Below are 11,764 nucleotides of genomic sequence, written 5' to 3' on the forward strand. Positions count from 1 at the left end.
CACAATGGCGACCTTTCGTTCCACCTGCCCACCATGTCCACCTCCCGCAAACTGTTCCTTAGCCTGGCCGTGCTGCTGGGCCTGCTCGCCCTGGGCGGTGCGCTGCTGGCCGGGCAGACGGTGTGGGAGATCCTGTTTGCCGAGCAGTTCTGCAGCATCCGAGGCCGTTATAACCGAGTGCAGACATGCCTGAGCTGGCGCACGCACAGCGTGGATAGGCTGCTGGCCCTGCTTGGCTTCGGCTTTCTGCTGCTGATGGCCTTGGGCACGGCGGCCGCCAGCCTGCTGGCTGCCCTCTTCCTGCGCCGCACGGCGCGCGCGCACTGATCCCCCGCCATGGCACCGATGCCACCGCCACCCCGACGCCTGCCGCGCACGCTGCTGCGCCTGCTGTGGGCCAGCTTCCTGCTCAGCTTTGCCGTGTACTGGCTGGCCGGCCTGCTGCTGAGCGGCCCGCCCCACAAGGGGCAGCCGCCGGCCGATGGGCATGACTATCTGCACTATCGCGGCGAATACCGGCAGCTGCGCGCGCTGCCCTATTACCGCCACCCCATCCATGGCTATGTACTGCTCGTGCAGTTCGTGCTGGCCATGGTGGCCGTGCCGCTCAGCGAGCGCGGCCTCGGTATCCGCCCAAGCCGGCGCGCCCGGCGCCGGGCCAGACGGGCGGCACGGCTCAAGGCGCGTCCTTAGCCGGCGGCGCCAGCGGGCGCAGCGGAATCGGCGTGGACATCACGATGGCGGTGCGCGTTTCGCCAAAGCGGTTGATCTGGCCGACGAACTGTTCGAGATGGCGAATGCTGGTGGCCACGACGCGCAAGACATAGGAATCCTGCCCGGTCACATGCAGGCACTCGCGCACCTCGGGCATGGTCTGCAACTGCGCCAGCAGCCTGACCTTGTCGGGCTGGGCGGTGGTGATGCCGATCAGGGCCATCACCCCGTAGCCGACCGCCTCTGCATCCACCTCGGCGCGGTAGCCGCGCACCACGCCCGCCTCCTCGAGGCGCTTGAGCCGCTCGGAGGTGGCCGGCACCGACAGGGCCACCTTGGCAGCCAGCTCGGTCAACGAGATACGTCCATCAGCCTGGATCGCTTCGAGGATCTTCCAGGACTTTCCGTCTATTTCCATTAAAACCTCAGGCGAACATACAAAATAAACTGCATTTCAAAGGCAAACGGCCCGTATTACGTGCTTTAGTGCATTCAAGCAGCCCGGCCGGCTGGCGACAATAGCGGCATCTCAACGCCTGGGCCCGCCGCCATGTACAGCAGCCTGTTTCTGCAAGCCGCCCTGATCGGGCTCTCGATTGCCGCCCCGGTCGGCCCGATTGGCCTCTTATGCATACAACGCACGCTTAGCCAGGGCGCGCGCATCGGCTTTGCCAGCGGCCTGGGCGCCGCGCTGGCCGATGCCTGTTACGGCGCGCTGGGCGCCTGGGGCATGGGCGGGCTGAACCAGGCCCTGCTCGGCCTGCGCCTGCCGCTGGCCTGGGCCGGCTGCTTGTTCCTGGCTTGGCTGGCCTGGCAGAGCTGGCGCGCCGCACCAGCCCACCAGGCGGCCCAGGCCGGCACAGCACGTGGCTGGCTGAGCGCAGCCGGCTCGGTCTTTCTGCTCACCCTGAGCAACCCGCTCACCATCCTGTCCTTCCTTGCGATCTTCGCCAGCCTGAACCAGGCCGGCACGCTCGCGGGCGGTGCCGCCGTGCTGGTGCTCGGCGTGTTCTGCGGCTCGGCCGCCTGGTGGTTGGGTCTCGCCCTCCTACTGGCCGCCACGCGTCGCCAGCTATCGGCCAGCTGGCAGCAGCGCATCCGACAGGGTTCGGGCGCGCTGCTGCTCGGCATGGCGGTCTGGCAGGCTGCCAAGCTACTGGCCGGCGCGCCTATTCCTTGACCATATTGCCGAGGATGGACCAGGCGAAGTCGAGCTTCAGCTTGCCGTCGAAGATCGGGTCGTTGAGGCTCATATAGAAGTCGGTGCCGTACGGCTTCTCGCGGTTGATCTTCTTGCCGTCCTGATCAAAGTACTGCGCCTTGGGCTGGTAGGCGGCCAGGCCGTGGCAGGTCATGCAATTGGTCTGCACGCCATAACGGTTCACCACCTCGCCCTGCGGGCCCTTGATCGGGCGCGGCGGGATAAAGCTGCTCGGGTCGCCATCGAAGCCGGCTTCCAGATGCGGGTTGTAGGCAATCACCGATGTACCCACATTCTGCCCGCCCACAATGGGCTGGGCCGGCGCCACCATCTGATAGGCCAGCGCCATCGCGTAATGGCGCGCAGCCGGGTCGAGGTAGGCCAGCGGGCGCGCGCTGGCCGTGGCGGCCGAGCTTGGCGCATACGGCGCATCGGCATTCGCCGACCACCAGAAGGTCTGCCAGGTCCAGCGCTTGGCCTCGCGCGTGGTCACATGCATGCCGACCAGGATCGCGTAGTCGCCTGCGCTGATCTTGCGGTTCGGCCGACTCAGGCTGGCTGCCTCCTCGGCACCGATGCGGTGGTGGATGAAGTTGTTCAGATAGAAGGTATTGCTGGCATTCGGCCCCTGGCAGCCAGGGTCGATGCGATTGCCACCCGTGCCGCGGCCGCGTACATCGACATACACACAGGCATTCCAGCTGCTCTCGTCAAAGGGCTTGGCCGGCTCGGGCGTACCGGGCCAACCGGGGAAGGTGTACAGACCCTGGGCATTGATATAGGCGGCCGAGATCACCTTGTAGACCGGCTTGATGGTGATGGCATTGACCGGGAAGTTCGGCACCTCGGTGTAACCCTGCGCCAGCAGCGTATCGAGCGAGCTTTGCAGGAACAGCTTGTTGGCGATCGCATGGTTGGCGGCCGGCGGATTGTAGGCGGTGGAGACAAAGATGCGTGTATCGGGGCCGGGCGCCGTGCCGGCTACCGGGTCGGCCTTCAGCACGGTCAGATGCGGACTGGCGCGGAACTGGTTCGGGCTGATCAGTTCCAGCATCGGCCGCTTGAGCGGCATGGCGCTGGCCTGCAGGCCACGGCTCATGCGGTAAAGCATATTGCTGGGCGAAGCCCAGGTCTGGAAGGCACGCACCGGGCTGCCATCCACCTCGCCCACCCATTGATTGAGGCCGGCCCACAGGCCCCAGCTGTGCGCGAGCATGGCATCGCGCTGGCCGCCATACACCCACTGGTTGATCGTGCGTTCCGCTTCCGGAAAGCGAAAGCCCGGCACCGGCTTGGGCAGATCGGGCAGGCAAAGCAGATTGCCATCGATATTGCCGATATCACCCTCGCGGCTGATTGCATTCAGGCAGGCGCTGAGTTGGTTCAGGCGGGTGTTCTGATAGCTGCCATTGAGCTTCTGGCAGCTGGCGCTCAAGGTATCGTCCTTGACCGCGATGGCGCGGCAGCTTTGCGCATAGCTGCCGTTGGGGCGGGTATCGGCCAGGCAGTATGGGGCCAGCAGAGCCAGCGCCAGCCAGTGGGCATGGGCGTGTAGCGTCATTTCCTTCTCCTAGTACGTGTCTGTTCTTATGCCGGCCGCAGCCGGCCCGCGGGCGCCAGCGGCACGCCCGCAGCCATTACGCACGCCGGGCGTCCGGCTGGCTGTGCCCGCGGTCGCCCGCCGCCTGTAAACAATTACCCAGCACGCACGCCACCTGAAAACCCGGCGCGGCCTAGCGCGGTAAGTTCGGTTTTTTCAGGCAATGAGCCCGTATGGCCTGTAGAAGGCATGCGCGGGCCAGCCCCAGCCCGGCCAGGCGATTTGTGCACAAGCCGGCTGCGAGATCGCACACAGCGGCCCAGCACGCCGGTCGCTGTAATGCCGACTTGGCGGGCGATGCACGCCCGCGGCCCGAGCCGGGCGTATCAAGGGAACTGGCATGAATATCAATGAAGAAACCCAGAAGGGCGCAATGCAGGGCACTGGCGCGCATTTCTTTCTGGTAGTGAACCTGAGCGACGCGCCGCTGAGCGGACGGGTGATGTGGCAGAGCGCCAGCCATGAGGTGGCGCTGGACGTGGAAGGCCTGGCGCCCGGTGGCGTATCGCGCCTGCAACCCTTCTACCCCTCGGGCGGGCATAACGACTACTGGCACTGGTCGCAGAAAGGGCGCAAATACCAGCTCAACTGCTACGACCGCGACCGCTATGCGGTGGTCACCATCAGCAACTACGGCATCGGCGTACTGCCCAGCGAAACCAGCCCGGACAGCTGGAAGTGGTGAGCGCGCGGACCTAGTCGGCCGCCACCCCGTAGCGGGCAAAGATGGCACGCAGCTGCCCGCTGCGGCGCAGCTCGGCCAGGCCGCGGTTCAGGCGCGTCAACAGCCCTGGCTGCTGCGCCAAAGCCGGCTTGCCCAACATGAAGTAGACCGGTGCACGGTTGATCTCCAGCGCCTGCACAAGACGCGCGCCGCCCAGTTGTTGGGCCTGATGCTGGATGGTGACCGGGTCGTCGATCAGGTAATCGAGCCGGCCGGCGTAGAGCTTGCGCAGATTGAGCGTGTTCACATGGGTGAACTCGAGGCGCTGCACAAAGGCCGGCGTACCCAGCAGCGCACCATACTCACCGCCATATACCGAATCGCGTATCACCCCGATGCGCACCGGGCGCGCCAGCAGGCTGCGCAAGGACGCCACCTTGGGCGCCCGCCCGTCCACCGCCATCAAGGCCACCCGCTCGGGCCGATACGCCTCGGTCCACACCACATAGCGTGCCCGCTCGGGCGACTTCGACGCACTCATTGCCATATCCAGGCCGCCCTGCTTGAGCAGCAATAGCTGGCGCGACCAGGGCAGCTTGAGAAACTGCACACGGTAGCCGGCGTGTTCGGCCATGGCCTGCACGATCTCCATATCGATGCCGGGCTGCGCGCCGTCGGGTGCAATCTGGTAGGGCGGGTAATCATCCCAAGCCACGCGCAATATGCGTTCCGCCGCCGCACTGGGCAGCGACAGCAGCAGCGCACACAGCGCGGTAAAAAACAGGGAAATGGAATGCATGGACGTGCCCGACGAAAGGCGAAAGCCTGCTAGCAGCCTAGTGCTTGGGCCCGGCCGGCGCTAGCCGGGCTGGGGTGGCGCATAGCGGCAGAGCAGCAATTGCACCGCCTCCTCAAGCTGGGCGGCCGCATACGCATCCGGCAGCGCCGGCAGGCCCAGCTGCAGGCGGATATGGTTCTCGCCCAGCAGCATGGACAGAAAAAGATCGGCCGCCAGACGCGGATTCGGAATGCGCAGGGCACCAATTGCGTCCACGGCGGTCAGGTAGTCGGCCACCCGGTCTATGGTGCGCGCCGGCCCTTGCTGGAAAAAGGTCAGGCAGGCCTCGTGCTGCTCGTCGGCCAGCGCATGCATAAGACGGAAATGTCGCAGCACGCTGTCGTGGCGCAGCAGGGCCAGGAACTGCCCGGCGATGCTGCGCAGGCCCTCGGCCGGTTGGGCCGGGTCGGGCGGGGCCGCCTTGCTGCGTGCAAACGCCTGCTCGGTGCGTGCGCTGATCACCGCCTCGAACAGCGCGCGCTTAGAGGGGAAGTAGCTGTAAATGGTCATCTTGGACACGCCCGACTCGCGCGCGATGGCATCCAGGCTAGCCCGCTCGTAACCGTGCGCGAGGAAGTGCACGCGGGCGGCTTCCAGCAGGCGCTGCATACGCTGCGGGTCGCGCGGGCGGCCGCGGCGCGGGCGTAATGAATCTGTCGTGTCTGCCATTTACTGTACCGAAGAGTAAATACTTCTTGAAATGCTGTACTAGTCAGTATAAAAAATAGCGCCGGGCGGGCCAAGCTCGCCGGCACCACCGTGCGCCGTCGCGCACCAAACCGCCCACCCAAGCAAGGGCAAACCACGCTGGCGGCCACCGCCAACAGGAGCAAATATGTTGCGTACCCCTCTTGTCCTGACGCTGTTCGCGTCGCTGTCCGTGCCAGTGCTGGCCAACGAAAACGGCTGGTCGCTCGGCATCGGCGTCGGCGCCGGCCAACGCACTTATCGCGACCAGAACACCAAGGTGATGCCGGTGCCGCTGGTGCGCTACCAGGGCGAGCGTTTCTTCGTGGAAGGCACGGCGCTGGGCATGAAGCTGTACGAGACCCCGCAATGGGGGGCAGACCTGATCGCCCAGGTCGACTTCCAGTCCTTCGACCCGGATGATGCCGAGCAGGCATCCTTCCGTGCCCTGAATGAGCGCAAGCCCAGCGCGCTGGCCGGCCTGCGCTTCAACTACAACCTAAGCCGCCAGGACAGCCTGGGCCTGAGCCTGCTTAGCGATACCGGCAGCCAGCGCCGCGCGCTGATCCCCACCGTCAGCTGGAAGCATGGCTTCGCCGCCTCCGGCCCGCAGACCCAGTTCTTCAGCAGCATGGAGTTGCGCTACAACCCGGCCAAGTACAACCGCTACTACTACGGCATCAGCGCGGAAGAGTCGGCGCGCAGCGGCCTGAGCGCCTACTCGCCCGGCAGCACACCACAGCTGGAAGTGGGCCTGGGCATCAACCACCGCTTCGACAGCGGCTGGTCGATGACCGCGATTGCCGGGGTGAAGTCGATCAGCAGCAAGCTCAAGGACAGCCCGATGGTGGAACGCACCGAGGCGCTGGGCGGCGTGCTCGGCCTCAGCTATCGCTTCGACTAAGCCCTTCCCGCCCCGGCAGCCGACGCAGCACCAGCGCGCGCGTCGGCTTTTTCTTGGCTGCCGCGCAATGCGGTTTACCAAGCTTGCGCTAGATCAATTACCGCACCGCGCCCGCATGCGACGCTGGCCTCCTATCGCCGGGGCGTGCGCGCCAACAGGCACATAAAGGGGGAAGGGCAACACAGCGCACCGTGTATCGACACTGATCGATTAACGGAGAGCCTGTTATGAACACGCAAAGAAAAGCCTATCTGGTCGGCGGCGGCATTGGTTCGCTGGCTGCCGCAGCCTTCATGATCCGCGACGGCAAGCTGCCGGGCGCCCAGATCACCATCCTCGAAGCCACGCCGCTGCTGGGCGGCAGCCTGGACGGCGCAGGCGACGCCGAGCGCGGTTATTCGCTGCGCGGCGGGCGCATGCTGACCTTCGACAACTACGAATGCACCTGGGACCTGTTCAAGAGCATTCCTTCGCTCGAACACCCGGGCCAGAGCGTGTTCGACGAAACCGTCGCCTTCAACGAGGTCTACCGCGCCCACTCGCAAGCGCGCCTGGTGGACCGTCGGCGCGCCAAGGTGCCGGTCAGCTCGATGGGCTTCACCATGCAGGACCGGCTCGAACTGCTCAAGCTCAGCCAGACCGACGAGGCCACGCTGGGCGACAGCCGCATCACCGACTGGCTCTCGCCCGAATTCTTCGAGACCCGCTTCTGGTACATGTGGGCCACCACCTTTGCCTTCCAACCCTGGCATAGCGCGGTGGAATTCAAACGCTATCTGCACCGCTTCATGCTCGAGTTCTCGCGCATCGAAACCCTGGGTGGCGTGCGGCGCACCGTCTACAACCAGTACGACTCGCTGGTGCGCCCGCTCCAGCATTGGCTGGCCGCGCAAGGCGTGCAGTTCGTGCACGAATGCACGGTTACCGAGCTGCAGCACCGCGAAGCCGACGGCGAATTCATTGTCACCGGTCTTATCTGCCAACAGGGCAGTGAAACACGGCAGATCGCCGTGGGCGAGGACGATCTCGTGTTCGTGCAAAACGGCTCGATGACCGATGCGTCCAGCCTGGGCTCGATGCAGGCCGCACCGCCCAAGCTCGGTAAGGCGCACAGCACCGGCTGGGCGCTGTGGGAAAAGCTGGCCGAGGGCCGCCCCCATTTTGGCAACCCGGCCGCCTTTAACCTCCATATCGCGCAGTCGATGTGGGATTCCTTCACCGTCACCCTGAAGGACCCGGCTTTCTTCAACGAAATGATCCGCTTCAGTGGCAACCAGCCTGGCACGGGCGGCCTGGTGACCTTCCAGGATTCAAACTGGCTGATGTCCATCGTGCTCGCCCACCAGCCGCACTTCGCCAATCAGCCGGCCGATGTGCAGGTGTTCTGGGGCTATGCACTGTTCCCCGACCGTATCGGCAACTTCGTCGCCAAGCCGATGAGCGACTGCACGGGCGAAGAGATTTTGCGCGAGCTATGCGGTCATCTGCGCTTCGAACCGGAAACCGTGCACGGCGCCAACTGCATCCCCTGCCATATGCCCTATATCACCAGCATGTTCATGCCGCGCCAGCACAGCGACCGCCCACTGCCGGTGCCCCCGGGCAGCCGCAACCTGGCCTTTGTGAGCCAGTTCGTGGAAGTGGCCGACGATGTGGTGTTCACGGTTGAGTATTCGGTACGTGCGGCGCAAATGGCCGTCTACCAACTACTGGCCATCGACCGCGCCGTGCCGCCCATCAAACAGCACGACCATTCGCTGCGCGTGCAGTTTGATGCGCTGTTGAAGGCCTTGAAGTAAACACCGGGGCGCCATGTGACACGACGCCCGAGTGGCGCATGCGGGCGGACCACACCGCATGCATGCGCTTCGCGCCTGGCGCCCCGCCTATCACCCTGCGCATTGGAAGTCGCGGTCGGCCCTCACCGCACATCAGCCTTTGAGTTTTTCCTCGTGGGATTTCAGATCAATTTTTAACTTGAGCACCCCAACCGCATATTTAATGGCGACCGATGCCAAGCCGAAGATCACCGCCAAACCAATGATGACGCCGAGTATGGCCAAGCCGATTTCCTTACCCTCGAACTGATAAAAGTCCTGACCCAGAAATACGTAATAGAGCGCTCCGAGAATACTGGCGAAAATGACCGCTCCCATCGCCGACTGCTTGAGGAAGTAGCGCTCAAAGTAGTTCGATCCATAACGCGTTAGCAGGCCCTGGATATTGATTAGGTCTTTGAACGCCAGCACCACCGCATCGCGCGATGATTCAAACAGTGCGGACTTTTCACCAAACCACTGCACGGGCTTCGTTTTATTGACGTAGACCACCGTAAGCTGAATGTGCTGGTCAACAAAAGGCTGGTAAATGGCCCTGGCACCCGGCGGCCAAATCATGGTCACATCGCCGATTTTGTATCGGTAGTGCTTGCTTCTCGCCCCGGTTTTGGGGTGGACCGAATGAAAGATCTCCTCTTTCAAGACCCCATCCAGGGAATGGGCCGATTGCTCGGGACGGCAGCGGCGCGACAGGAAGCCTTTCAGCAATAGCGCGCCTAGGACGCCCACCCCCAGAAAAAGCAGCACAAAAGGTATAACCCATGCTTCCGGCCCGCGACGCGAGGCCTCGTAGATCACCGCCCACACCATCACCAAGCCGGTGACGAGGATAAGCAGCGAGAAAGCTGCCAGCACCCAGTTCTCCAGCGATGCGATACGGCTTTGCAGCCTGATGTAGCGTTTTTCCAGCGGCGTGAGCGGTCGATCTTGCCCGCGCTCAGGCGGTGGCAGCGCGGCCTTGGTGCGACTGCCTTTTGACTGATTTTCCATACCCAGAGCATCCCTCATGCATGCCGCTTTGCGCAGCGGGCTCAACGCGCCAGCCAGGCCAGACACCCACCAGTGGGCGCGCTGGGCGTGACTTTAGCAGCCATGGGCAATACCAGCGCCATGGCGCTGGCCTACACCGCCAACGAAAAGATCCATTTCCGGGGGGCGGTGAAGCAACACGCCGGCAAGTGGAACGACTTGGTCTGCGGGCTGGTGGCCGTGCATTTGATGTCTGAGCGGGCTGCGCACAGCCACACTCAGCCCGCCAGGGCTGTCGCCTCCACAAAAAAAGCCGACGTTCAGCCAAGCGTCGGCTTTGGCGTTGGTTGTGGCGCAGTTCACTTTGGCAGCGGGGAAAAGTACATGCCCACCGCCCATGGCCAAGCCGCGCTTGGCGCAGTTTGCCGATATCTGCCAAAGTGTGGGCATGGCACGGAGCCAGGACAGCCCGCCCGTGCCGTTGCCCGCCGCCAAACAGACCTCCTACCTCTCCTCGATTCAATTTGAAAGGCATTCCATGCGAACCAAAACCCTGATCGCCACCCTGCTGGCCATGAGCCTGACACCGGTATTTGCCACCCAAATCGGGCCTGCAGTCACACCCGCAGCTGACGGGGCTGTTGTCCAACAAGCCACACCTTCGGTCTCCTCACCCGTAGCCGTAAACGCCCCCGCATCCGCAGGCAGCGCTGCTGCCGGCGCGGGTGGCATTGGCGGCATCGGCGGCCTAACGGCTGGCACCCTCGCTACCGGCGTTGCCGCCGCCGCCGCCATCGGGATTGCTGTCTCGTCTAGCTCGGATTCGACCAGCAACCACACCGTCACGCCTTCGCACCACTAAGCGCGCAGACTAAACAACAAGGCCGCAGCCCAGTCATGGGTTGCGGCCTTGTTGTTACTAGCCGTTGAAACGGAACACTCACCGCGCGCGCAATCCTTGTGCGGAGGTCAGCAAGCAATACAAAAGGCGTCCTTGCCTGTTTGCGCAGATAGGCACCTTCAGACAAATTCCACCACTTCCATATGTGAATCGCACTCAGAACATGCTGACGTTGATAAAGCCCATTCGCTCGCGCACCAATGCCTGGCTCACCTTGGTCAGCGCACTACTCACGACTGCAGCGCTCCCCGCGTTCGCACTGGACAACCCGAAGAAAGACCATGCGCTGCCTGATGGGGTCTGGGAAGGCGTGCTCGATTCAGATACCGTTGATCACCACAACACCAAGCACCCAATGAGCCAGAAAGTGCTAATGGCAGCCTGTGCTGGCGAGGTTCGCTTCCTACTGGCAGAAAACGATCGATATTCCCCGCTGGGCGTGCAATACCAGCGCCACTCACTACCGAGGTCTCACCTCGTCTACATGATGGATGCCGAGGGCCCAAAACCAGGCTGGGTAGAGTTCCATACCTATGCCCTGTTTGAGATCAACCCTGAGCTTGTCCACGCTCAGTGGACCCGCGGGGTGAACAACCTTGAAAAATCGGAAACAGAAGCTGGGCGAACGTACTTTAGCCATGGGGTTATAGACTTCAAACGAACCGCCACCACATGCGACCGGCGATTCGTGCCAGATTACAGCCTGAAGTCCGGACAGACCCGCTGAGTGCGACAAGGCCATGCCCCCTCCGCCAACACCCTACAGCCATTGCTGCACTAGGCACTTACTGCCCGGCTCATCCGGGGGCATGTGATAGCGCTCCCAGCGCTTAAAGCCCGGCTTGTCTTTGATGGATGCATGAATGGCGGACAACTGCTCCTGCAAGCCTTCGGTGCTCATGCCGACTTTGGTGTGGCTATGCTGCGTACGTTTTAATGACTGGCTACTCTTGCCGGTGGGAAAACTGGGCACATTCATCTCAGGCAGGAAGGACACCTTGTTGAGCTTGTCCTTCCCATAAGCGTTAGATTCATACAGATCGAAGGTCTCCTCATCCCGCGCCACCACCACAAACTGGTGATCTGCATCATGACCTGTCCCCTGCTCGCTCCGGACCAGGTGAATGCCTTTTGGACTGCCCCGGGTCTGGTAGACATCCGCAGCTTATGATTTGGACTGCCCCGGGTCTGGTAGACATCCGCAGCCTATGATTTGAGCATAGGAGGATGTCCATGAGCAGTCAGCGTTATTCACCCGAATTTAAGGAAGAAGCCGTCAAGCAAGTGACCGAGCGCGGCTATGGGGTCGCCGAAGTTGCGGCTCGACTTGGCGTTTCCGGACACAGCCTGTACAAGTGGATTCGGGCGGTAACGCCCGACAATAGCGAGAAACAAGCAGCGGACCTGATTGAGGCCAAATCAGAAATCCTGCGCTTGCGCGCCCAGTT

The 11,764-nt window shown here is 63.3% G+C and carries 15 protein-coding genes; 9 read left to right on the top strand and 6 right to left on the bottom strand.

Features of this window, described 5'->3' with window-relative positions:
• The first annotated feature begins 33 nt into the window (after positions 1-33).
• Positions 34-327, top strand: a complete 294-nt coding sequence (locus BT173_RS09500; RefSeq protein WP_072428399.1) for a hypothetical protein — start codon at positions 34-36, stop codon at positions 325-327.
• Positions 328-336: 9 nt separating this feature from the next.
• Positions 337-693, top strand: coding sequence for a hypothetical protein (locus tag BT173_RS09505; protein WP_072428400.1), 357 nt, complete (start codon positions 337-339; stop codon positions 691-693).
• Here the strand turns inward: BT173_RS09505 and BT173_RS09510 are convergent.
• Positions 677-1,132, bottom strand: a complete 456-nt coding sequence (locus tag BT173_RS09510) for an Lrp/AsnC family transcriptional regulator (RefSeq protein ID WP_072428401.1) — start codon at positions 1,130-1,132, stop codon at positions 677-679. The two genes, BT173_RS09505 and BT173_RS09510, sit on opposite strands and share 17 nt — an antisense overlap.
• Positions 1,133-1,264: 132 nt before the next feature.
• Here BT173_RS09510 and BT173_RS09515 point away from each other — a divergent pair, with 132 nt between their 5' ends.
• Positions 1,265-1,894: a LysE family translocator gene (locus BT173_RS09515; protein WP_072428402.1), complete on the top strand. Its 630-nt coding sequence runs from the start codon at positions 1,265-1,267 to the stop codon at positions 1,892-1,894.
• Here BT173_RS09515 and BT173_RS09520 read toward each other — a convergent pair.
• Complete coding sequence (locus tag BT173_RS09520) at positions 1,884-3,476, bottom strand: hypothetical protein (RefSeq protein WP_072428403.1); 1,593 nt, start codon at positions 3,474-3,476, stop codon at positions 1,884-1,886. The two genes, BT173_RS09515 and BT173_RS09520, sit on opposite strands and share 11 nt — an antisense overlap.
• A 379-nt stretch (positions 3,477-3,855) precedes the next feature.
• On the opposite strand from BT173_RS09520, the gene BT173_RS09525 reads away from it, so the two are divergent.
• Positions 3,856-4,200, top strand: coding sequence for a hypothetical protein (locus BT173_RS09525; RefSeq protein ID WP_072428404.1), 345 nt, complete (start codon positions 3,856-3,858; stop codon positions 4,198-4,200).
• Positions 4,201-4,210: 10 nt separating this feature from the next.
• Here the strand turns inward: BT173_RS09525 and BT173_RS09530 are convergent, their stop codons facing one another.
• Both BT173_RS09530 and BT173_RS09535 read right to left on the bottom strand, forming a co-directional pair.
• A complete protein-coding gene (locus tag BT173_RS09530; RefSeq protein ID WP_072428405.1) occupies positions 4,211-4,978 on the bottom strand; it encodes a substrate-binding periplasmic protein in 768 nt (255 codons plus the stop codon).
• Positions 4,979-5,038: 60 nt separating this feature from the next.
• Positions 5,039-5,686, bottom strand: a complete 648-nt coding sequence (locus BT173_RS09535; protein ID WP_072428406.1) for a TetR/AcrR family transcriptional regulator — start codon at positions 5,684-5,686, stop codon at positions 5,039-5,041.
• A 166-nt stretch (positions 5,687-5,852) separates the two neighbouring features.
• Here BT173_RS09535 and BT173_RS09540 point away from each other — a divergent pair, with 166 nt between their 5' ends.
• Positions 5,853-6,608: a MipA/OmpV family protein gene (locus BT173_RS09540; RefSeq protein ID WP_072428407.1), complete on the top strand. Its 756-nt coding sequence runs from the start codon at positions 5,853-5,855 to the stop codon at positions 6,606-6,608.
• Positions 6,609-6,835: 227 nt separating this feature from the next.
• Positions 6,836-8,407 carry an oleate hydratase gene (locus BT173_RS09545; RefSeq protein WP_072428408.1) on the top strand — a complete coding sequence of 524 codons (1,572 nt, stop codon included), beginning with the start codon at positions 6,836-6,838 and terminating at the stop codon, positions 8,405-8,407.
• 132 nt (positions 8,408-8,539) lie between these two features.
• Here the strand turns inward: BT173_RS09545 and BT173_RS09550 are convergent, their stop codons facing one another.
• Positions 8,540-9,454: a hypothetical protein gene (locus BT173_RS09550; RefSeq protein ID WP_072428409.1), complete on the bottom strand. Its 915-nt coding sequence runs from the start codon at positions 9,452-9,454 to the stop codon at positions 8,540-8,542.
• Positions 9,455-9,812: 358 nt separating this feature from the next.
• Here BT173_RS09550 and BT173_RS09555 point away from each other — a divergent pair, with 358 nt between their 5' ends.
• Both BT173_RS09555 and BT173_RS09560 read left to right on the top strand, forming a co-directional pair.
• Positions 9,813-10,277 (top strand): hypothetical protein, encoded by a 465-nt coding sequence (locus BT173_RS09555; RefSeq protein ID WP_072428410.1) that lies wholly within the window; start codon positions 9,813-9,815, stop codon positions 10,275-10,277.
• A gap of 202 nt (positions 10,278-10,479) precedes the next feature.
• On the top strand, positions 10,480-11,043 hold the full coding sequence (locus BT173_RS09560) for a hypothetical protein (RefSeq protein WP_072428411.1): 564 nt from the start codon (positions 10,480-10,482) through the stop codon (positions 11,041-11,043).
• A 33-nt stretch (positions 11,044-11,076) separates the two neighbouring features.
• Here the strand turns inward: BT173_RS09560 and BT173_RS09565 are convergent, their stop codons facing one another.
• Complete coding sequence (locus BT173_RS09565; protein ID WP_139256106.1) at positions 11,077-11,382, bottom strand: hypothetical protein; 306 nt, start codon at positions 11,380-11,382, stop codon at positions 11,077-11,079.
• Between the two features lie 167 nt (positions 11,383-11,549).
• Between BT173_RS09565 and BT173_RS19000 the strand changes: the two genes are divergently transcribed.
• On the top strand, positions 11,550-11,764 hold a 215-nt coding region (locus BT173_RS19000), incomplete at its 3' end, for a transposase (protein ID WP_139256107.1).

The sequence above is a fragment of the Chitinimonas taiwanensis DSM 18899 genome (assembly GCF_900119825.1).
GTDB classification, from domain to species: domain Bacteria; phylum Pseudomonadota; class Gammaproteobacteria; order Burkholderiales; family Chitinimonadaceae; genus Chitinimonas; species Chitinimonas taiwanensis.